The organism is Paenibacillus aurantius (genome assembly GCF_032268605.1).
Lineage (GTDB): Bacteria > Bacillota > Bacilli > Paenibacillales > NBRC-103111 > Paenibacillus_AO > Paenibacillus_AO aurantius.
This window is the reverse complement of record NZ_CP130318.1, coordinates 5,560,902-5,582,644: the sequence shown is the minus strand read 5'-3', so window position 1 is coordinate 5,582,644 and position 21,743 is coordinate 5,560,902. Positions and strand designations below refer to the sequence as shown.

At 57.6% G+C, this 21,743-nt stretch carries 20 protein-coding genes and 1 riboswitch; of the genes, 13 read left to right on the top strand and 7 right to left on the bottom strand.

Annotated elements, in window-relative coordinates:
* Positions 1–69 precede the first annotated feature (69 nt).
* The gene (locus MJA45_RS25180) at positions 70–1,056 is read right to left on the bottom strand and encodes a hypothetical protein (RefSeq protein ID WP_315604648.1); all 987 of its coding nucleotides are present in this window, start codon (positions 1,054–1,056) and stop codon (positions 70–72) included.
* Between the two features lie 308 nt (positions 1,057–1,364).
* Between MJA45_RS25180 and MJA45_RS25175 the strand changes: the two genes are divergently transcribed.
* From MJA45_RS25175 to MJA45_RS25150, 6 genes are all read left to right on the top strand, one after another.
* Positions 1,365–2,093: an amino acid ABC transporter ATP-binding protein gene (locus tag MJA45_RS25175; RefSeq protein ID WP_315604647.1), complete on the top strand. Its 729-nt coding sequence runs from the start codon at positions 1,365–1,367 to the stop codon at positions 2,091–2,093.
* 25 nt (positions 2,094–2,118) lie between these two features.
* Positions 2,119–3,006 (top strand): glutamate ABC transporter substrate-binding protein, encoded by an 888-nt coding sequence (locus tag MJA45_RS25170; protein ID WP_315604646.1) that lies wholly within the window; start codon positions 2,119–2,121, stop codon positions 3,004–3,006.
* A gap of 105 nt (positions 3,007–3,111) precedes the next feature.
* On the top strand, positions 3,112–3,765 hold the full coding sequence (locus tag MJA45_RS25165; protein ID WP_315604645.1) for an amino acid ABC transporter permease: 654 nt from the start codon (positions 3,112–3,114) through the stop codon (positions 3,763–3,765).
* 12 nt (positions 3,766–3,777) lie between these two features.
* On the top strand, positions 3,778–4,428 hold the full coding sequence (locus MJA45_RS25160) for an amino acid ABC transporter permease (RefSeq protein ID WP_315604644.1): 651 nt from the start codon (positions 3,778–3,780) through the stop codon (positions 4,426–4,428).
* A gap of 19 nt (positions 4,429–4,447) precedes the next feature.
* On the top strand, positions 4,448–5,218 hold the full coding sequence (locus MJA45_RS25155) for a sulfite exporter TauE/SafE family protein (protein ID WP_315604643.1): 771 nt from the start codon (positions 4,448–4,450) through the stop codon (positions 5,216–5,218).
* 55 nt (positions 5,219–5,273) lie between these two features.
* Positions 5,274–5,894 (top strand): TraX family protein, encoded by a 621-nt coding sequence (locus tag MJA45_RS25150; protein ID WP_315604642.1) that lies wholly within the window; start codon positions 5,274–5,276, stop codon positions 5,892–5,894.
* A gap of 7 nt (positions 5,895–5,901) precedes the next feature.
* Here the strand turns inward: MJA45_RS25150 and MJA45_RS25145 are convergent, their stop codons facing one another.
* Together MJA45_RS25145 and MJA45_RS25140 are read right to left on the bottom strand one after the other, a co-directional pair.
* A complete protein-coding gene (locus tag MJA45_RS25145; protein WP_315604641.1) occupies positions 5,902–6,879 on the bottom strand; it encodes a ribose-phosphate diphosphokinase in 978 nt (325 codons plus the stop codon).
* A gap of 257 nt (positions 6,880–7,136) precedes the next feature.
* Entirely contained in the window at positions 7,137–7,760 is a 624-nt protein-coding gene (locus tag MJA45_RS25140; RefSeq protein WP_315604640.1) for a hypothetical protein, read from the bottom strand.
* 157 nt (positions 7,761–7,917) lie between these two features.
* On the opposite strand from MJA45_RS25140, the gene MJA45_RS25135 reads away from it, so the two are divergent.
* Both MJA45_RS25135 and MJA45_RS25130 read left to right on the top strand, forming a co-directional pair.
* Positions 7,918–8,616: a hypothetical protein gene (locus MJA45_RS25135; RefSeq protein WP_315604639.1), complete on the top strand. Its 699-nt coding sequence runs from the start codon at positions 7,918–7,920 to the stop codon at positions 8,614–8,616.
* 332 nt (positions 8,617–8,948) lie between these two features.
* The gene (locus MJA45_RS25130; RefSeq protein WP_315604638.1) at positions 8,949–9,131 is read left to right on the top strand and encodes a hypothetical protein; all 183 of its coding nucleotides are present in this window, start codon (positions 8,949–8,951) and stop codon (positions 9,129–9,131) included.
* Positions 9,132–9,146: 15 nt separating this feature from the next.
* On the opposite strand, the gene MJA45_RS25125 is transcribed toward MJA45_RS25130, so the two are convergent.
* From MJA45_RS25125 to MJA45_RS25115, 3 genes are all read right to left on the bottom strand, one after another.
* A complete protein-coding gene (locus MJA45_RS25125; protein ID WP_315604637.1) occupies positions 9,147–10,454 on the bottom strand; it encodes a nucleobase:cation symporter-2 family protein in 1,308 nt (435 codons plus the stop codon).
* A complete protein-coding gene (locus MJA45_RS25120; protein ID WP_315604636.1) occupies positions 10,447–11,034 on the bottom strand; it encodes a xanthine phosphoribosyltransferase in 588 nt (195 codons plus the stop codon). Before MJA45_RS25120 ends, MJA45_RS25125 begins: the two co-directional genes overlap by 8 nt.
* Positions 11,035–11,199: 165 nt before the next feature.
* Positions 11,200–11,300: riboswitch (purine riboswitch) on the bottom strand.
* 219 nt (positions 11,301–11,519) lie between these two features.
* Positions 11,520–14,537, bottom strand: coding sequence for an efflux RND transporter permease subunit (locus MJA45_RS25115; protein ID WP_315604635.1), 3,018 nt, complete (start codon positions 14,535–14,537; stop codon positions 11,520–11,522).
* A 442-nt stretch (positions 14,538–14,979) separates the two neighbouring features.
* Here MJA45_RS25115 and MJA45_RS25110 point away from each other — a divergent pair, with 442 nt between their 5' ends.
* The 5 genes from MJA45_RS25110 (at position 14,980) to MJA45_RS25090 (ending at position 20,441) form a co-directional block, all read left to right on the top strand.
* Positions 14,980–16,278, top strand: a complete 1,299-nt coding sequence (locus MJA45_RS25110; RefSeq protein WP_407083078.1) for a hemolysin family protein — start codon at positions 14,980–14,982, stop codon at positions 16,276–16,278.
* Positions 16,279–16,405: 127 nt separating this feature from the next.
* Positions 16,406–17,080: a uracil-DNA glycosylase gene (locus MJA45_RS25105; protein ID WP_315604634.1), complete on the top strand. Its 675-nt coding sequence runs from the start codon at positions 16,406–16,408 to the stop codon at positions 17,078–17,080.
* Positions 17,081–17,304: 224 nt separating this feature from the next.
* Positions 17,305–17,775: a hypothetical protein gene (locus MJA45_RS25100; protein ID WP_315604633.1), complete on the top strand. Its 471-nt coding sequence runs from the start codon at positions 17,305–17,307 to the stop codon at positions 17,773–17,775.
* 249 nt (positions 17,776–18,024) lie between these two features.
* Complete coding sequence (locus MJA45_RS25095) at positions 18,025–18,183, top strand: hypothetical protein (RefSeq protein ID WP_315604632.1); 159 nt, start codon at positions 18,025–18,027, stop codon at positions 18,181–18,183.
* 437 nt (positions 18,184–18,620) lie between these two features.
* The gene (locus MJA45_RS25090; RefSeq protein WP_315604631.1) at positions 18,621–20,441 is read left to right on the top strand and encodes an ABC transporter substrate-binding protein; all 1,821 of its coding nucleotides are present in this window, start codon (positions 18,621–18,623) and stop codon (positions 20,439–20,441) included.
* A gap of 168 nt (positions 20,442–20,609) precedes the next feature.
* On the opposite strand, the gene MJA45_RS25085 is transcribed toward MJA45_RS25090, so the two are convergent.
* A complete protein-coding gene (locus MJA45_RS25085; protein ID WP_315604630.1) occupies positions 20,610–21,620 on the bottom strand; it encodes a Gmad2 immunoglobulin-like domain-containing protein in 1,011 nt (336 codons plus the stop codon).
* Between the last annotated feature and the right edge of the window lie 123 nt (positions 21,621–21,743).

Sequence of the window (21,743 nt, the reverse complement as noted above, 5' to 3'; positions counted from 1 at the left end):
GAGCGGATGGCTGACGGCAGCCATCCGCTCCTTTTTTTGTTTGACCGGCCCTTAAGGGGGCTTGCTACCTTACAAGGCGCTGTACCCGTTGAAATAGTGCACCCCGTCGTGGGCGGTATCCGACGCGTCGGTTTTGCGGTTGGTGTTGAACCAGAGCTTATCCCCGTTGGCGATTCCGACGCTCTCAATCTCGAACAGGTTCGAGTAAGTGGAGGACGTAATGCGGAACGACAGATTATCGTCGGAGTAGATGGTGCCGGAGGCGGTGGAAATGTTGAGGTAGACGAGGACAATGCTTACGTTGTTATAGGTCAGCGGGACATAGATCGTGTTATTATAATAGCCCAGGCCCTGGGAGGTATACGAGCCGATGTTCGAAACGGTGCTGCCGTTGACCAGGGCGTCAGCCGTATTCAGGGCAAAGCCGTAGGCTGCATTGATGGTTCCGCTGTTAGCGGTCAGAGGAAGCGTCCCCCGGTACAGGGTCAGGCCGGATTTGAAGAGGAAGTAGATGCTGCTCGTGTCTTTGCCGGTGATGGCTACCCCCGACATGGCCTTGTCCGCTCCGCTGTACTGAATGCTGTAGTTCCCTACTTGGTAATACGTCGTCCCTACATATTTCAGCTTCACGAGGCTCATGCTGCCGGCTTTCATGGTGACGATGAACATATAGTACTCCCCGTCGATCGTGCTGAGGACCATATCGTTGGCATGGCCGAGGGAGGCGGTGTAAGTTGTGCCGCTATCCCCATTCGTCATGAGCGTCGTCGTTCCATCGCTCATGTTGGTCCGGTAAATGACAGCCTTGGTGTCGTCTCCGTTGATCTTGACGGAATAGGCGTAGGTGGAGCCGACAGCGAAGCCTTGCGCAACGTAGCAATCATTGGCATTGCCGAGCGTGGCGACGTCGGTGTAAGTATTGTAGTAGGCGGCACTGGCCGTAAGGGGCAGCAGCATCGCCACACTGAGGACAAGGGCCGTCCACAGAATAAAGCGCTTTCTAAATTTCCCGAACGTAGTCCTATTTCCCCATTTTCCTGAGACCATCTTCCTCATTCCCTAACCTCCGTAGAATCGTTTTGGTGCTGCGTATGTAAAATGGAATGAGGTCCCGGCCTCGGTAAGGAAAGGGTTCATTCCATGGTAACGTCATTATATATTACCCGTTTATCGTCTTCATTCGGGGAAGGCGGGGGTAAGAATAAATATTTTTTTGGGATTCTTTTAGATACAATTTGTCAGCAAACCTTACCTATTCCCTGCAAGTTTGATACAATTAGTATCATATGATTCAAGCTGCCCTCTAAAAGGGTAATGAAATTGTTGAATACATAATAGTCTGCCTTAGAAAAGGGGGAGTGCATTTGATCCGGTTCCAACGGGTGAACAAGCATTTTGGGCACTTCCATGTGCTCCAAGACATCAACCTGGAGATCGGGCAGGGGGAAGTGGTCGTCGTGATCGGGCCTTCCGGCTCCGGCAAAAGCACCCTTCTCCGCTGCATCAACCGTCTGGAAACGATTACGGACGGGGACTTGACGGTGGACGGGGTAAAGGTGAACGATCCCAAAACAGATATCAACGAGCTGCGCCGGAACATCGGGATGGTTTTTCAGCATTTCAACCTGTACCCGCACAAGAAGGTCATCCAGAACATTACGCTCGCCCCTGTCAAAGTGCTGGGGGTCTCCGAGGAGGAAGCCCGCCGGACGGCGATGCACTATCTGGAGAAGGTCGGCATTCCGGATAAGGCGGAGTCGTTCCCGTCGCAGCTGTCCGGCGGCCAGCAGCAGCGGGTCGCGATTGCGCGCGGGCTTGCCATGAAGCCGAAGATCATGCTCTTCGACGAGCCGACATCGGCACTCGATCCGGAAATGATCGGCGAGGTGCTTGACGTCATGAAAGCGCTGGCGAAGGAAGGGATGACGATGGTCGTTGTGACCCACGAGATGGGCTTCGCCCGCGAAGTAGCCGACCGTGTGGTTTTCATGGACCAAGGGAAAATTCTCGAGGAGGCGGCTCCCGCTGCGTTCTTTGAGAACCCGCGGGAGGAGAGGGCCCAGCTCTTTCTCAGCCGCTTGATCAACCATTAAACCGATAACAGGGGGATGAAGAAGAATGAAGAGATCCAAAGGTTGGCTTTCGCTTGTGATGGTTTTGACGCTGGTGCTGCTCGCCCTTGCGGGCTGCGGCAATAAGGATAACGCGGGTGGAACGTCGGGGTCGGGCAGCCCGTCGCCGGCGGGTTCCCCGTCAGGAGGCAGCGGCGGAGGCGGATCGGCCGCAAGCGGCAAGGCGCTCGACGGGATCAAGAAGCGGGGCAAGCTGGTGGTCGGCGTCAAGTACGATACGAAGCTGTTCGGGCTTAAGGATCCAGCTTCCGGCAAGGTAGAGGGCTTCGACGTCGACATCTCGAAGGCTATCGCGAAGAAGCTGCTCGGCGACGAGAACAAGATCGAGCTGAAGGAAGTGACTTCGAAGACGCGCATCAACATGCTGAACAATGACGAGATCGACATGATCGTGGCGACGATGACCATCAACGAGGAGCGCAAGAAGGAAGTCGACTTCTCGGACATTTACTTCAACGCCGGCCAGTCCCTGCTCGTGAAGAAGGGAAGCCCGATCAAGAGCATCAAGGATGTCACGAAGGACACGAAGGTGCTGAGCCAGAAGGGCGCGACTTCGGTCAAGAACATTGAGGAGAAGGTACCGGGCCTCCGGGTTCAGCAGTTCGACAACTACCAGGATGCCTTCACGGCGCTGAAGTCGGGCCAAGGTGATGTGCTCACAACCGACAACGCGATTCTGTACGGCATGATGAAGCAGGATCCGAACTTCGAGGTGGTGGGCGAGCCGTTTACGGAAGAGCCGTACGGTATTGCTGTCAAGAAGGATACCCCGGATCTCGTCAAATTCATCAACGATACGCTTAAAGAGCTGAAGTCAAGCGGCGAGTACGACAAAATCTACACGAAGTGGATCGGGGAAGCTCCCAAAAAATAATCCCGGGTAACCGCAAGGGGCGGGTCCGATAGAGCGCCGGCAACGGCGGCTGGACGGCCCGCTTTTTTGGTTAGCGGAATCTCATTATGGAAGGAGCGTGAACGGGTGATCGATTTCTCTGTACTCACCGAGAATTGGCGGGACTTCCTGGAAGGCTTCTACCATACGGTGCTGGCCAGCGTGCTGGCCCTGGCCGGAAGCTTCCTGCTCGGAACCCTGGTGGCGGTCCTGCGCATCACCCCTTCCCGGGTATTGAACGGGATCGGGGCCGTCTATGTGGAGCTGTTCCGGAACATCCCCCTGCTGCTCGTCGTTTATATTTTCTATATCGGGCTGCCGGCCGTCGGAATCCGGCTGCCGGTGTTTGTGTCCGGGACGCTTGGGCTCATGGTCTACACGTCCTCTTACATAGCCGAAGCGATCCGGGCGGGAATCGCGTCCGTGCCGAAGGGCCAGATGGAGGCGGCCCGGTCCTCGGGCCTTACTTACGTGCAGGCGATGCGGCTCGTCATCCTGCCCCAGGCGATCAAGCTGGTGATTCCGCCGATCAGCAACCAGTTTCTTAATCTCGTCAAGAACTCTTCGATTCTCGGCGTCATTGCCGGATTCGATCTGATGTATTATGGGGACATCGTCGATTCGGAGACGTTCCAGACGCTCAGCACTTATTTCTTCGTCGGTTTGTTCTATCTGGTACTGACTATTCCACTCAGCTATGCGTCCGTTGTCCTCGAACGGCGCTTGGCGAGAAGCGGGTAAAGGGGGAACCGTATGGATTTCATTGGAGCCTATAACCCGGACAATCTCCGGTTTCTTCTCGAGGGCTTCCTGCTGACGCTGCAAACGGCGTTCACGGCCATCGTGCTGAGCTTCGTGCTGGGGATCCTCCTCGGCGTGCTGCGGTATGCCCGGATTCCCGTGGTGTCCTGGATCGTCGGCCTGTTCGTGGAGCTCATCCGTAACCTGCCGCTGCTGCTCCTCATTGTCTTCGCGAAGCTTGCTCTTCCCGAGGTGGGCATCAAGCTCGGCCTGTTCTGGTCGACGGTCGCGGCCTTGACGGTTTTCGAAGCGGCCATGATCGCCGAAATTGTGCGGAGCGGGCTGAATTCGGTGGACAAGGGCCAGATAGAGGCCGCGCGCTCGTCCGGGCTCGGCTACACCCAGACGCTGTGGCACATTGTGCTGCCGCTTGGGCTCAGGCGGATGGTTCCGCCCATCGTTTCCCAGTTCATTTCGCTATTGAAAGACACCTCGCTTGCCGTTAGTATAAGTTTGGCGGAGCTGATGCATAACGCGAAGATCATCTCCGGCCAAAATGTTAACTTTGTCTTCCCGATTCTGATCGCGGCCGCCGTGCTTTATTTTGCGGTGAACTACACGCTGTCTCTCTTGGCGCGTCGGATGGAGGCAAGACAAGTGTAAGCTGAAGGAGTCCTGCATCGTGGATTTGACTATGTGGCAAATGATCCTGTTCGTAATCGCCGGGGGGTTCCTGGCGGCATTCGTAGATTCAGTCGTAGGCGGGGGCGGATTGATATCCGTTCCCGTCCTTCTTATGACCGGCCTGCCTCCGCATATCGCGCTCGGCACCAACAAGCTCGGCGGCACGCTGTCTTCCTTGACAAGCACGCTCTCCTTTCTGAAGTCAGGCAAAATCGACCTCAAGCTGGTCCGCGGCCTCCTGCCGTTCACCCTGGTCGGGGCGGTGGCGGGTACCGCAGCCCTGCAGAAGGTGCCGTCTGACTTCCTGAAGCCGCTTGTCGTCGTCATGCTGCTCGCGGTTACGGTCTATACCCTGACCCGCAAAAGCTGGGGGGACGTCTCAACCTACCGTAAGCTGACGGCCAAATCGGGCTTCTATATGGCCCTGGCGGCCCTCGGCATGGGCTTCTACGACGGCTTCTTCGGCCCGGGCACCGGCTCGTTCCTGATCTTTATCTTCCTCATGCTGGGCTTCGACTTCGTGACGGGAGCGGGCAACGCCAAGGTGCTGAATTTCGGCAGCAACATCGCGAGCCTTTCGACTTTCCTGTTTTTCGGGGCGGTGGATTTCCGCTACGGCATCCCGATGGGCCTCGCCATGATCGCCGGGTCCTACGTCGGCTCGCAGGTCGCCATCCGCAAAGGCGCGGCGTACATCCGGCCGCTCTTCATCGGGATGAGCGTTCTGCTGATCGGCAAACAGATTTGGGACCTTATGCATCGGGGCTAAGGAATTCCGCCGAGGGCAGAAGAATATCCGACCATTCAAAAGGAGGGTAAGCCAGATGCAGATTGTCGCGATGCTTACGATGCTGATCGACCACATCGGCTTCCTCTACTTTCCCGAAAGCCCAGGCTGGAGGGTGGTCGGGAGGCTGGCTTTTCCGATCTACGCCTATTTTATCGTACGGGGCTACCGGCATACCTCCAGCGTCAAAGCTTACATGACCCGGCTACTGCTGCTCGCGGCCGTATCCCAGCTTCCCTATATGCTTGCCCTGAAGCAGACCGGGATCAACGCCATCGGGACGCTCTATGTATGTCTGCTGGCCCTTTACCTGCTGCAGCGGAAAAGCAGGACGGTTTCCCTCCCCTTTACGCTGCTGCTCGCAGTCCTGATGGAGCTCTACGATTTTGATTACGGTGCTTACGGCTTGGCCCTGGTGCTTATCTATCACTACCTGAAGGCCGATAGGGTGGTGCTGGCCCATCTCGGCATCACGCTGGTGTACGTCCTCCTCGGAAAAGGAGGCCCCATCCAGCTGTTCAGCCTCTTTGCGACCTTCGGGATCGTCTATGGACCGAAGGTTTACGAGGCGTGGGACAAGCGTAACGTGCCTTCGTGGCTGTGGCGAAGCTTCTATCCGGCCCACCTCGCGGCCTTGGCTCTTCTGGAAAGCTTATAAGCTGCCTTCAAGGCAGCTCTTCAAGCGCAATGTTCCCCTCGATGATTTCCGTGAGGGGTTCTTTGTTGTGGATTCGGGTCAAGGCCTGGGCCAGGAGAGGGCCAACGGACAGGACGGTCAGCTTGTCCAGACGCTTCTTCTCCGGAATGTCCATCGTGTTGCAGACGATGACCTCGTCCACCGGAGCCGCTTTCAGCCGGCTTATCGCTTCACCGGACAGCACCGGATGGGTGCAGGCCACGATGACCCTTATCGTGCCCCGATCCTTCAGAGCCTGCGCTGCGTTGACGATGGTTCCCGCGGTATCGATCATGTCGTCGATAATCACGGCCGTCTTGCCCGCTACGTCCCCGACGAGGTGCAGCACCTCGGACACATTCGGCTGGGGCCGGCGCTTGTCGATGACGGCGATGGAAGCCTGGGGGATCAGCCGCGCCAGCTTGCTCGCCCTCTTCGTTCCTCCCATGTCGGGAGAGACGACAACCGGGTTGTCCAGCTTCTGCCGGTTCAGATAAGAGGCAATCAGGGCCGTGGCGTTCAAATTGTCCATCGGGATGTCCACGAAGCCCTGGATCTGATCCGAATGCAGATCCAGAGTCAGAATGCGGCTTACGCCGGAGGTTTCGAGCATCCGGGCCACCACCTTGGCGGTGATGGGGGAACGGGTGCCGTTCTTGCGGTCCTGCCGGGCGTACCCGAAGTAAGGGACCAGTAGAGTAATGGAATCCGCCGAGGCCCGACGCATGGCGTCGACGATAATCATCAGCTCCATCAAGTGATCGTTGACCGACCGCCCTTCCGCCGGAGCCGTGGGCTGGATGAGGAACACATGAAAGCCCCGGACCGTCTCGTTCAGGTCAACCCGGATTTCCCCGTCACTGAAATGGGAGCATGTCAAATCCCCGAGGGCCATCCCCAGCCGGCCGGCGATTTCCTCGGCAAGCCCGCGGTGGGCCGTTCCGGTAAAGATCTTGAATTGATTCATCCTTCCAACTCCCTTCTGGTCATTTATTAAGCTTGATAAACCTATAACCATGTTAAAGATAATAGTACCAAATTATTCCCCGGCGTGAATCATCTATAGAGAAAAGGCAGCGGTTTTACGAATCAGATCGAAGGTCAGGAGCGGGAAGAACACGGCGGGTACGACAAAGAGGCCCGGGGGAACGGGCCTCCATGTGCTGGGGCAAGAGGAGGGGAGGGGTATAAAGTGATGCTAGGTAACACCTGACAAAGGCAATTCTATTCCTCAGAATCCTCGGTCAGACGGTTCGTGACGGCTTCAGCCACTCCCGCAACGGTTCCCGCCGCGGCTGCGGCTGCTTTTCCAACGGCTTCTACGGCTTCTACCGCTACGTCAGCTGCTTGAGGTGCAGCCGTGCTGGCCATGGAAGCAGAGGCAGCAGGGGTAGCAGGGGTAGCGGCAGTCATGCCGGCCGCTTGAGCCTTGGCTGTCTGGTGCAAAGCGGAATTGATTTGATTAACGCTCTGTTGAGCCTGGTTAAGCTGCTGCATGCTGGCCATTTGGGCCTGCTGGGCTTGACCGGCCAGCAGCTCGGACGTTTGAGCCGACTGGAAGGCTTGAGCGGCCTGCTGCACGAACTGCTGGGCCTGCTGCTGCGTTTGCTGGAGCGCCTGGTTCACCTGCTGCCCGGCCTGCTGCACGGATTGCTGGGCTTGCTGCTGGGCCTGCTGAAGCGTTTGAGCAGCTTGCTGCTGAGCTTGCTGAAGAAGCTGCTGGGCCTGCTGCTGGTTCTGCTGGACCGTTTGCTGCACCTGCTGAACGGCTTGTGCGGCTTCGAGCTCTACCTGCTTAGCGGCGGCCTTGGTTTGCTGGGGCTGGGGGTTGGAAGGATTCGTCGTCATGGGCTCACCTCGTTAGTTTTTTTAGGTGTAACACTTCTTTTACTATGCGTTTAACGGGGCTGGTTTATTCGGCGAGAGGCCCGTTCCGCTCCTTCTTTAATCTTTTTTTCAGCTTGGCCGGTTATACTGAACCCATAACGAAAGGGGATACCTGCACATGGTCAAAACATCGCGTCTTCTTCCCTGGCCCGCACTATTGGCGGCCGCGGTCAGCCTTCTGCTGCTCGGCGGGTCCCTATTTCTGGCGGCTCCCAAGCATCGCCCTCTTCCCTCAGGCCGTACAGGCAGTCAAACGCAGGGGCAAGGGACCCAAGGGAGAAGTTCCAAGGACAGCTTGGGCGCTCCAGGAGAAGGACAAGCTCCCGGCTCCTTCCGTCCGAAACATGAGGAAGAAGGAGGCCCCTTCAAGCTGCTGGGGACGTTTGCCGTCGCAAGCGGGGCGGTCAGCTTCGGCTGGTACGGCTTCCGCCGCCGGCTCGGTTCGCGTCAGCTTCTCCTTAAGAAAGCCGGGCGGCTGCTGCATTCCGTCCATACGTACGCGGGCTGGCTGACGCTTGCACTTATCGCCGTGCACGGCGGCTACTACCTGGTCACCAAGCTGGGGGAGCGGGACATGTACACGGGGCTTGCCGCGTTTGTCCTGCTCCTGGCCATTGCCGGCTACGGCTACGCTTACCGGAAGGTGCGGAAGCTGGCGATGCGGCGGGCGCATTTTGTGCTGGCCACGCTGTGGGTGCCGATCCTCCTGATTCATGCCGGCGGCTCCGCAATCGCAGCTGCTGCGGCGACGGTCGCGGTTTGGGGGGCGGCGGCTCTGCTGGACAAGAAGACGGCCAAGCCAACCGGCGCCGTCTAACGGATAGCGAAGCGGCGGGGCTCTGGCTTGCCACACCAGGAGTCGGTAGCATGAGATAGGCTGCCTATGCCAAGAGTCGGTTGCAGGGATTCTAACAAATCCTCAGAACCTTATTAGCCCCATATGGGCCTCGAGGAATTACTAACGAATCGCGGTATCGCTATTCCTCCCTTTGGCTCCCTTTTTGGCGGAAAACGGGCCATTTAGCGACTAGAGGATTCGTTAAGAACGGCCAGGGGGCTGAATAGAGAGGAATAAGCTTTGTGCGGTTCGTTAACGGGCTCGGCAGAACACTTACAAGAGCATATCTGCCTTCCGTTGGGATTTACAATATGGGCTGTGATGATGGAATAAGGGTTCGTGATTTGGCTTTAGGTCTTTTCCGTGAGGAAGCCTATATGGGATATATTCTACTAGGGAAGCTTTGTTTATTTGGGAAAGCATTAAATCAAGCAAACAACAAAAAAGCCGGGATGACAACCATGTCACCCGGCACTTTTTTGGAACTTTTTTAGATTATCGCTGCAGCCCTAAGCCGCCTCGCTAACCTTGCTGTCCGCCGCACCGGAAGCGGTGCGTTCACGGAGGCCGTTGAACAGCAGGTTCAACACGATGGCGGTCACGCTGCCGGCTACGATCCCGTTGTTCGTCAGAATCTGAACGCCGGCCGGCAACTCCTTGAACAGATCCGGTACCGCGGTCACGCCGAGGCCCATGCCGACGGAGCAGGCGATGATGAGCAGGTTCTCGTGGCGGTTCAGGTCGATGGCCCCGAGCATCTTGATGCCGGAGGACATCACCATGCCGAAGAGGGCGATCATCGCTCCGCCCAGAACCGGCGTGGGCACGAGCTTCGTCAGCTCCGCCACCTTCGGAATGAGGCCTAGCACGATCAGAATGCCGCCTGCGGTGACAATGACGCTGCGCGTCTTGACCTTCGTGAGCTGCACAAGCCCGACGTTCTGCGAATACGTCGTGTAAGGGAAGGAGTTGAACAGGCCGCCGATGAGGCTCGCCAGTCCTTCCGCGCGGTAGCCGCGGGTCAGGTCGGCCGGCTGGATGTCGCGGCCGGTAATCTTACCGAGCGCCATGAACACGCCGGTCGATTCAATCATGCTCACGATGGCGACAAGCGTCATGGTGAGAATGGCCGACGGCTCGAAAGTCGGCAGCCCGAAGTAGAAGGGCTTCACCATATGAAGCCAGGACGCGTCCAGTACAGGCTGGAAGGACACCATGCCCATGAAGGCCGCGGCAATCGTTCCGGCGATGAGGCCGAGCAGCACGGAGATGGTCCGCAGGAAGCCGGTCAGGAACCGGTTCATGAGCAGAATGAGCACCAGGACGCCGAAGGAAAGCATCAGGTTCTTCGGGGAGCCGAAGTCGGGGCTGCCCTGGCCGCCGCCCATGTCGTGAATGGCGACGGGAATCAGGGTGATCCCGATGATCGTTACGACCGAGCCGGTCACGATCGGCGGGAAGAACTTCACTAGGCGGCCGAAGAAGCCGGCGAACAGCACGACGAGCAGGCCGGAGGCGAGAATCGAGCCGTAGATGGCCGAGACGCCGTATTCGCTGCCGATGGCGATCATCGGGCCGACGGCTGTGAAGGTACAGCCGAGGACAACCGGCAGGCCGATTCCGAAGAAGCGGTTCGTCCACACCTGAAGCAGCGTGGCGATCCCGCACGTAAGCAGGTCGATGGAGATCAGGTAGCCGAGCTGCTCGGGCGTCAGCTTCAAGGCTCCGCCTACGATAAGCGGCACGATGACGGCTCCGGCATACATGGCGAGCACGTGCTGGAGGCCGAGGGTGAAGGTTTTGGCTGGACTAGGCATGGATGGTTTCCTCCACGAATTGGACTTGGTTGTTCTCAAGCGACGCGATCCGGGCGAGTGACTCTACCCGGTAGCCCGCCTCCTGAAGCTTGGCGGCTCCGTTCTGGAACGATTTCTCGATGACGATGCCGATCCCGGCGACGGCCCCGCCCGCTTCCTCCACGATCTTGGCGAGCCCGAAGGCCGCTTCCCCGTGGGCGAGGAAGTCGTCGATGATGAGGACGCGGTCGCCCTTCTCCAGGAACTTGCGGGAAACGGTCACTTCGTTCTCCACCTGCTTCGTGAACGAGTATACTTTCTGGACATAAAGGTCGTCCCGCATCGTCAACGACTTCTGCTTGCGGGCAAACACCACCGCCACTCCAAGCTCGAGCGCAGCCATCAGCGCGGGAGCGATGCCCGACGTTTCGATGGTGAGAATTTTCGTGATGCCGGCTTCCCGGAAGCGTTCGGCGAATTCGCGGCCGATGGCGGCCATGAGCACCGGGTCGATCCGGTGGTTAAGAAAGGCGTCTACTTTCAGTACGTTGGCCGACAGGACGGAGCCCTCCGTCCGGATGGCTTGCTTGAGCTGTTCCATAATTCCTCCCTTAGATGCGTTAGGTATTAAGTGCGTTAACGATTTCTGCCGCTAAACAAAAAACACCCGAAGCCGGCCGGCGTCCGAAGACGTCGGGGTTCGAGTGATAATCCATACAGGCGCGTATCGGCCCAAAGCCGTCCCTTGGCGGGACAGACTCCTGAAAAACGTGGAGTAATCACTCGTAGTCCGGTCATTTCCGGTGACCGGGTAGAGACTTGCAGGCCCATTCCTGCTATTATACGAGAGGCTTTTGCGGGTAAACTTGTTTTTCCCTTCGAGTATAGCGTAAATGCCCGGACATGAAAAGAGGAAAAAGTGAGAAAAACGAACAATTTTATATATTCCAATATAATCGTTCGGATATTGATAGAGTTTTCAGACAATAATCTACCCAAGCAGCCCACGCTTCTCAGGTAACGCAAAAGAACCGCCAGCAAGGATAAGCTCTCCGAGCGGCGGTTCTTTCTATTCGGCTTCTGCCGTTATGCAGCCAAGGATTTCACTGCGGTATCCGCATGGCGCTGCTTGGCGGATTTGCGGAAGTACAGCAGCTCGTAAAGAGCCGGGATGACAATCAGGGTCAGCACCGTTGCCGAAGCAAGGCCGCCGATAACGACGATGGCCAGGCTCTTCGAAACGATGTTCATACCGCCTGAGACGGAATGGCCGAACACGAGCGGCAGCATCGCGCAAATGGTGGCGACCGCCGTCATGACGATCGGGCGCATCCGGGTTGTTGCGGCCTCGAGGATCGCTTCGCGGATCGTCATGTGCATTTCGTTGTGCTTGATACGGTCGATCAGGACGATCGCGTTCGTCACGACGATACCGACCAGCATCAAGGCGCCGAAGGCAGCCGTAAAGTCGGGACTCGTGCCGGTAATCATCAGCAGCAGGATAGCGCCGATGGCGGCTAACGGCAGGGACATGATGATCGCGAACGGGGCTCTGAGCGTTTTGAATGTCAGTACCATGATCAGGTAAACGAGACCTATGGAGACGAGCATGGTCTTCAAAATCTCCGAGAAGTCACCGGACTGCGTAGCGGACGCGCCGCCGGCAGCGAGGGTGACGCCTTTCGGCGCTTCGATCTTGTTGACTTCTTTCTTGATGCTAGCGCCGATTTCGGAAACCTTTTTCGGGTCGACTTCGGCGGATACGCGGATATATGTTTTGCCGTCCTTGTGGAACAGCTGCGACGGTGCATGGCGCACTTCGAACTTCGCGAGGCTGGTAACCGGAACCGGTCCTGTTGCCGATAGGATGGTTGCGTTCTTCAAATCGGCTTCCGATTTCGGCTTCAGCATCGCATCCAGCATGACCATGGACGAGGTCCCATTCAAGTCGATCTGGCCAATTGGCATCGGGTTCAGCATGCCGGCAAGCTGCATGGAAATTTCCTGGGCATTCGCCTGCGAAGGATCGACCGTGAAGGAGAAGACCGGTTTCGTCTCTTCCATGTTCGTGGTGACTTTCTGGACGCCTTCGATCGGTTTCACGGCGGCGGTCACCTGATCGGCAACCTTGCGGATCGCGTCGAGGTCGTCACCGATGATGTCCACATACTCGGTCGTGGAACTGGCCCCCATCAGGCCGCCCGGATTGGCGGAAAGCGTCGCTCCGGCATAATTGTCTTTTTGTGCGCGGACGGCTTCGATAAACGATTCGGCATCCACATCTTTTTTCATGATAACGGTCAGGGTTGCTTCCGTCGGAGCGGAAACCTGGCCGAATTTGGCATTTTCCGAGGAGTTGCCGGCCTGGAGAATGACGGTTTCCCCTGCGTTCTGCTCGATGATGAACTTCTCGAGCGATTTCGCTTTTTCCATGACCTGGTCGACAGGCGTATCGCTCGGAAATTTCAAGGTAACGAAAACAGCGTCGGTGCTGGACGTATCCAATGCGGCTTTCGGCATCATAAAGTAAGCACCGATCGAACCGGCGAAAATAACTACGGCAAGCAGCAGTGTCACCCATTTAAAGCGCAGGTTCCAGTGCAGGAATTTCGTGAACCATTTCGGGCCTTCGTGCTCTTTCATCGCCGTTTTGCGCAGCAGCGCGGAGCTCAGCAGCGGCACGACGGTCAACGCGACGAGCAGGGAAGCAAGCAGGGAATACGTAACCGTCAGCGCAAAAGGCAGGAGGAACGCCTGCAGGCCGCCGCGCAGCAGACCCATCGGCAGGAACACGCACACAGTAACGATCGTGGACGACGTTATGGCCGTCGACACTTCCTTCGTGGCGGAGAGGATCATGTCGCGGGAGAACGGTTCCTTTTGCAGACGGCGGTAAATGTTCTCGATGACGACGATACTGTCGTCGACCAGACGTCCGACGGCTACCGCGACGCCGCCCAGGGTAATAATGTTCAATGTAACGCCGGAAAGATCAAGCAGGTACAGCGTAATGGCGAGCGAGAGCGGGATCGAGACGATCGTAATGAGCGTCGCCCGGATGTTGCGCAGGAACAGCAGGATGACCACTGTTGCAAAAAGCGCTCCCATCAGCACTTCCTGAATCATGCTGTCGACGGAATCGACGACCATGTCCGAGGTGCTGAATACGACCTTTAGTTCGGCATTCTCCGAATCCGCGGTCAGTTTTTCGGCGGCCGCTTTGACGCCGTTTCCTACGTCCACCGCGTTGGCGCTCGCTTCTTTGGTGACCACGGCGTACAGGACATCCTCGCCGTTGGCACGGGTGACGCTTTCCTTATCGGTCTTCAGCTCAACCGCAGCCACATCCTGGAGCATGACGCCCGGAACGACCTGCAGCTTTTTCAGCGTATCGACGCTGGTGATTTCGGAAACCACGTTGACGTTTCCGGTTTTGCCGCCAAGATTCTGTTCCCCGATGGAGGCGGACACGTTTTTGCCCTGCAGCACACCCATGAGAGCCTGTTGCGGGACGCCCTTCTCGGCCAGCTTTTGCGGATCGGCCGTTACCATCACAAGTGGAGAGGTTTTGCCGTACAAGGCCACGCTCGCGGCGCCCTTCACTTTTTGCAGCTCAGGCAGGATTTCTTTCTCGGCCTTCTCGATGTTCTTATCCGTCAGCCCCTCCCCTTTAAAAGAAATCGTAAGCTGCGAGATCGGGATCATCGACGTATTGAACTGGACGATAAACGGCTTCATGACGCCTTCCGGAAACGGCAGCTGGCCGACCGCTTTCTCGACCTCCTGCGTCGCCGCCTTCATGTCGGTACTGCCGTCGAAATTAAGGTTGATGCTGGAATAACCGTCACCCGAGGTGGAGAACATGTCGGTTTTGCCTTTTATGAGCCCGACGGCATTCTCGATCGGTTTGGTGACGTTCTTTTCCATGAATTCGGTGTTTTTGCCTTGTCCAAGTGCTGTAATCGTAATTTGCGGATTATCCGCCTCCGGCATAAACTCCATCGGCAGCGTCGTGTAACTGAATACCCCGATGAGCAGCGCGATCGCGGCCAGCAGGCCGACCCCCCTTTTGTTGCCGAACGACCATTTTGTGAACCAAGTCATTGTTTTTCTCCCTCCGATTGGAAAGCTTCTATCTCACGTCCCTTATTATAGCGGCGGGTAGTCATGTGCTGGCAGTCCATCCAGTCATAAATGGGGAGTGACTAAAGTAATGGGGACTGATATGGGGGGATATGACCGGAGTGCAGGTTGCTCGGGTTCAAACGGTTTGACGACCCGGTCTGCGGCTTGTCAAATATAGACGGCAGCCTTGTATAAGTTTGTTTTCCTTCTTTTTTGGCGGAAATCACGATATAATGAATGAAATACTTTACCTATTCAGATGGGGAGGTGGCAGCGGTAATGGACGATGACCCGGGAGAAGAGGGCGATAGTTGCCGAACACAATCGCCGGCAGGTCCGGCCAAAATTTCCTATTATCTCCGGCTGTAACCCTTTGACGTTTGTTTTTTGTCTCATTCAAACCAAACGTGGAGGGTGACGCTTGACTATGGAATTCGTGGTTCTTATCCTGTTGATTGTGTTGAACGCTTTCTTTGCCGCTTCGGAAATCGCCTTGATCTCGCTGAACGATAACAAGATCAAAGCGATGGCGGAGGGAGGCCACAAGAAAGCGAAACTGTTGCAGAATCTTCTTAGCGAGCCTAGCCGTTTCCTCGCTACCATCCAGATTGGAATTACCCTGGCCGGCTTCCTGGCCAGTGCTTTTGCGGCGGAGAACTTCTCCGGCCGGTTTGCTGATTTTCTCCAGAGTACAGGGGTTCCCTTGGCGGATAACGTGCTGGAGACGATTTCCTTGATCGTCATTACCCTGGTGCTTTCCTACTTTACCTTGGTGCTGGGCGAGCTGGTGCCGAAGCGGCTCGCGATGCAGAAGGCCGAGACGATCGCCATGTTTGCGGCGACCCCGCTGACCCTGCTGTTGAAGATTGCCTCTCCGTTCGTCAAGCTGCTGACCTTGTCGACCAACCTGCTGGTGCGGATGTTCGGCGTTGATCCGAATGCCGACAAAGAGCAGGTGACGGAGGAAGAGATCCGGATGATGGTCGACGTCGGCAATGAGAACGGGGCCATTCAGGAAACCGAACGCATGATGATTAATAATATTTTTGATTTCGATAATATCACGGTTTCCGATATCATCACCCACCGGAAGAATGTCGTCTGTCTCCCGCATGATGCGAAGCTTGGGGAAGTGGCCCGCCTGGTTCAGGAAGAGCAGTACACCCGGCTGCCGGTCTATCAGGAGAACGTCGACAACATCATCGGGATTCTGCACGTCAAGGATCTCATTCCTTTCATCGAGGAAGGGAAAGCCGGAAGCTTTCAGGTGGAGAAGCTTATGCGCCCTCCTTATTTCGTTCCCATGTCCAAGCCGGCCGATGACCTGTTCAAGGAAATGCAGAGGGACAAGGTTCATCTCGCGGTGGCGATTGATGAATACGGCGGCATGGGCGGAATCGTCACGATCGAGGATTTGCTGGAGGAGATCGTAGGCAATATTTTCGACGAGCACGACGAGGAAGAGAGCGAAATCGAACAGCTCGACGAGCGGACTTACCGGATCAGCGGACTCACGCCCCTGAGAACGGTGAACGAGCTGCTCAAGATGGAGCTGCCCCATGAGGACTACGACACGTTGAGCGGCTTTCTGACGGGCCAGCTGGGAAGAATCCCCGCCGAGGGCGAGCAGCCGGAGATCGATTTCAACGGCCTCGTGTTCACGGTGGAGGCGGTTGATGAGAAGCGGATCAGCCAAATCCGGGTAAGCCGAACTGAATAACCGGGGCAGACCTTAACCGGTCTGCCTTTTTTCAACGGGAAGGAGCTTTCCCCAAGTCCGATTGGCCGTGAAAAAGTAGGGTAATAGGTAACGTGTGCCTTATCTGAAGCAGAAAGGAAGGAGAACGATGCCCGATTTGCCGCAGGACTGGCTGGAGCAGATAGGGGAGGAATTCAAGAAGCCCTATTACCTCAAGCTCCGCGACTTTCTTAAGGAAGAGTACCGCAACCGGATCATCCATCCGGATATGCACGATATTTTCTCGGCCCTGCAGTTCACGCCCTACCGCGAGGTGAAGGCCGTCATTCTTGGCCAGGACCCGTACCACGGGCCGAACCAGGCGCACGGGCTCAGCTTCTCGGTCAAGCCGGGAGTGGCCGTGCCGCCCTCGCTTCAGAACATCTTCAAGGAGCTGCACGCCGATCTGGGGCTTCCCGTCCCCAATAACGGCTATCTCGTTCCATGGGCGAAACGGGGGGTCCTGCTCCTGAACACGGTCCTCACCGTCCGGGACGGGGCCGCCAATTCCCACCGGGGCAAAGGCTGGGAGCTCTTCACCGATGAGGTGATCCGGGCGGTGAGCCGCCGGGAGGAGCCCGTCGTCTTCCTGCTCTGGGGCGCGAATGCCCAGGAGAAGACGAAGCTGATCGATACGGAGAAGCATCACATCATCCGCTCGCCTCATCCGAGCCCCCTCTCCGCGCACCGGGGGTTTCTGGGAAGCCGCCCTTTCTCCCGCACGAACGAGTTTCTGCAGAAAATCGGAGCGGGCGGGATCGACTGGCGTATCGCCGACCTGTAGCGCTTAACCTTAGAACGCCGTCCGCACAAGCGGGAACGGCGTTTTTTTTCGTTGTTTTCCGACAAATAAAGTGCAGGCTTGCCCCGACATTTAGACATACTTCTCATGGCGACTTTTATAAAATAAATTTTGCCGCCGTTCCCCGAATAAGACGAAAGAGATTTTCATATATTCTTTCGAAGACGCGGTTAGTCACTAAAGAGAGGGAGAAGATCAGCTGCCATATGGAAAAAAGAGACACGAATGTTTACGCGACCCTTCAGGCTGCGGTGAGCCAGCAGGTTGCCGCCCCGAACAAGAAGCAGGCTCTCGAGCTGGCCGATTTTCGCATGAACCGGAACAACGTGCAGCTGCAGCAGGTTCTGCTGCAGAACGAGATCGGAGGCAAGAAGGTTTTTACGATCGAGGGGGTCGAGGAAATCCGGTGGTTCGATGTTCAACTGGGGGATTACAGCGGCCGCTACGAGGTATACGGGCATGTCCGCGTTTCCATCCGGCTTCCGGTAGGGCCGGAGCATCTGATCCGGGAGATTCAGCAAACGTGTTTCTATCTGCCCCGTTCTTTGGTAACGGACAAAACGGTATGGGTGGTTCCAACGTTCAGCAAGCCGGTGTTCGTACGGGTCGTTCACCAGGCAATGGAATGGAAGAAGACCCCGGCTCTCGATCCGGCTTCCCTGTTCCGGGTGGGGTAGAGCGGACGGCAGCCGGGGAAACAGCGCGTCCGATGCAGCGGGCCCGGAGGCGGGCCCCGCGGGTTGGGCTGCCCGACTCTTGGAGCAGCCGTTCCCCGGATCCAGCTCCTGCCGGTTCCGGCTGGACGGAGTCATGAAACCCCATCTCATTGTGATTTTTATCACATACTCCAGTCGTTACGCTTGGTAAACTTGGTTCAGAAGCTTCCGAGAGGGAGCCAAAGCCAGCGTACATGGAGGATGAATTCTATGAAAATGATAAAAGCGTACGACGGACAGCAGAAGTTCGAGGGACTCGGCGCCATGGTTGCCATCATCACGGTGCTGCTTTCCTCTCCGGTGCTTTACTTTACCGTCCAGCTTCTCTTGGGTCATGCCGACCTGTTTGCCATTAACGGATACAAATGAAGAAAAGACCTTGAATCCATGGGCACATTGGGCTCATGGATTTGCTTAGGCGGCCGTTCTCCGCGCTGCTTAGGCCCGCCCTTTAGGGGAGAGCCAAGCGAGCCACCGGGGGAGCGGCCTTTTTGTTTTCCGGGCGGCAACATGCCTCCGGGAGAAGGCATCCGGTCCTGCAGCATGACGCGAAGAGGGGCTTGCCGGTCTCTCCGTTTCCTCGTTTTCCAAGGCCGGGCGGCGGTTCCTGTCCTCCTCCCATCCCGCTCTTTTCTCCTTCACATAAACCTCTACTTCAAAAGGGCTCCACATCCGGCCTCACTCCTATCTTATTGTCTGTACCGGTAAGTACTTTATGGGCCCAGTGTACCCTGGATAAAAGGGGACAAAAAGAGTATAATGCTTTCCAAACATTTCCCCTTTTGGGGAGGGAGGGCAGAAAGGCCATGCAAACAGAGGAGCAATATTTGCAGCTTCACGCCCTTCATCCGGGAGCCGGCGGCGGGGAGGCCGTGGAGATGACACTGGGGGAGCTTGCGGAGCTGTGGTTCTGCACCCCGCGAAACGTCAAGATCGTCATCCGCAAGATGACCGAGAGCGGCTGGCTGGAGTGGATCCCGGGCCGGGGCCGGGGACATACGTCCCGTGTCCGGTTTCGGGCGGACCGGGAGGAGATGCTGCTGGCCGTGACCAGGGAGCTCGTCCACAAGGGACGGCTCAGCACCGCGCTTGACTGGATCAACCGGTACGGCTCCGCCACGGAAGCCAGAACGAGGTTCATGGAATGGCTGAACGATTATTTCGGCTATGTGAAGGAAACGGACCCGGGGAAGGGCAGGGAGCGCAAGGTGGAGACGCTTCGCTTTCCGCTGTTCCGGGTGATTCACCGGCTCGACCCGGCCGAAACGATCTACGCCTTCGACGTCTTCATGCTGCGGCAGATTTTCGATACGCTGCTGACGTACGATGCCGTAAAGAAGGAAGTGCTGCCGGGCATCGCCCACTATTGGGAGGCGAACGCCGACCGGACCGTTTGGCAGCTGTATTTACGCCGCGGGGTGCTCTTTCACCACGGGCGGGAGGTGGAAGCGGAGGACGTGGTCTACTCCTTGAACCGCTGCCGGGCGAACGGGACCCACATGACCAACCGCTGGCTGCTGAAAGGCGTCGACCGAATCGAGACCCTGGACGAACGGGGGGTCCGGATCCGCCTTGCCGCTCCCAACCACCTATTCCCGCGGTTTCTGTGCTTCTCGCCGGCTTCCATCCTCCCCCGGGAGCTGCTGGAAGAGCAGGGGGAGGCGTTCTTCGAGAAGCCGGTCGGCACGGGACCCTTCCGGGTCGAAACGCTTATGAAGGACCGGTGCGTGCTGGAAGCCAACCCCGGCTATTACAGGGGAAGGGCGCATCTCGACCGGGTGGAGATCAGCATACTCCCGGCGGAGCACGAGCGCTCCGTTCATTGGGACCCGAGGAAAGGGCAGCTGTTCATCAACCATGGGGAATTCGAGCCGCTCCCTTCGGTTCAGGATTGGGAGAAGATCCTGAAAGTCAGCGACGGCTGTTCCCTGCTTACCTTCAACCTCAACAAAGAAGGCCCCCAGCAGAGTAAGCTCTTCCGGAAGGCCCTTCACCATCTCGTGGACCGGGGACGGATGATCCGCGAGCTTGGCGGAGACCGCCTCTATCCCGCCTCGGGCTGGCTGCCCGGACCGGAGACGAAGGAAGCCGACGTGGCCTATGATCCCGATCAGGGCCGGGCTCTTCTGGAGCAGTCCGGGTATAACGGGGAGCCGCTTCACTTGTTCCTGTACGGAAAGCATGAAAGGGATGCCCGCTGGCTGGCCAAGCACTTGGCCTCCTTCGGGATCCGGCTGGAGATCACCGTTACCACCTGGGCCAAGCTCCGGAACGCCGATAGGGTCCGGGCGGCAGACGCCATTCTCTATGAAGTGTGCATGGAGGTGGAGGAGGTCACCCTGCTGGAGATCTACTTGCGGGACGGCGAGTATGTCCGGATGCACCTTAGTCCGGAGGTGCGGGTGAGGATCGAGGAGATGGGGGAACGCCTGGTTCAGCTTCCGGAGGAAGAGGAACGGGCGGATATGTTTCGCAAGATGGAGGAGCTTCTTAAGGAGGAAGGGGCCCTGCTGTTTCTGCTGCACAAGGAGCTGAACACGTCTTACAACCGTACCCTTAGAGGCATTCAGTTCAATTCGCTTGGCTGGGTGGATTTCAAGGATCTGTGGTTTCAGCACCAGCGGTAAACAAGGCGGATTTCTGCTTTGGAACGATGATTCCCCTCCCGAAAAAGCCTGTCGCGCCGGTCACGAACATGACCTTGGCGGACAGGCTTTTTGATGGTTGCAGGGCTAGCAGCGGCAGCGAAGATGGCGGAATAGAGCTACCGGAGCGCTTTGCCTGGGCACCGTTTCTTATTCGCCGATGTGGCGAATTCGGCCCTCGGCAGCCTTCAGCGGGATGACCAGCTGGTTCGCCGGCTTCCCGTCCTTGGCGCTCTCCCAATACAGAACGAGCATCATGTTCTCCTGGGACGCTTGCTTGTAGGTGACGTCGAAGTGGAAAGGACCCCAAGCGGGAGCTCCTCCGTCCGCCGTCACATTCCCTTCGGCCAGAACGTTGTGGCCGTCCTCCAAGGTCCAGTGGAAAACCGCCTCGAAGACGCGGGCTTCCCCTTCCACCGTGAAGGTAGAGGCGGGGGTGGAGCCGGGGGCCGGGGAGAACACGCGGAACGCTTCATTCTCGGCAACCGGCGTCCGGACGGGCTTGCCGGTGGCGGCGTCGATGCGCACGGCAGCCGGCTTGGCCGGAGCGTCGTGCGTCACGAGCTCGACGGTCCAGACGCCCTTGGCTTCGTCGAGGGAGGCGGACTTCACGGCCGAGATGGCGGAGCCCGCGGCCTGGGCCTTCAGAGCGGCCTGCACGGCTTCCGACCGGCTGATCCGGCCTTCGGAGCCTTGGCCGGTCTCTTCCTGCAGGACGATTCGGGCCGCCCCCGCCTGGCCGGGATAGGATTCGGCAATGGCCCCGCCGGTCCAGGCACTCACCCGGCTTCCGACCGGGAGCTTATCGGCCGTAAGGCTTTTGCCCTTGCTGTCCTGCAAAGCGGTTTTATCGGTAACGGTGAACCAGATGGCTTCAACCGAAGGGGAGTCCTTGCCGGACCGGTATTCCGTGATCAGCCAGCGGCTGCCTTCTTTCTTAAGCAGCGTTCCTTTGTCGATGGCTTGGATCTCCTTTACCGGCGTAGGGCTGGGGGAGGCGGACGGACTGGCCGACGGACTGGGGGACGGGGAGGTCCCGGTTGACGGCGGCCCGGAATCCGGCGGTGCCGAAGGACCACTCGAAGCAGGCTTCTGGCCGCAGGCGGACAACAGGATCAGGCTAAGCAGGGCGGGGAACAGGATCTTACGATGTCTTCTCATGCCACTCATCTCCTTTGTAAAAGGTTAAACGGAGCGGGAAGGGCAAAGGTTTCATGGGGATCTGAACATTCTTTTAAGAGGGGCTTAGCTTTTTCTTAACACTTTCCTATCGGGGAATGGCAG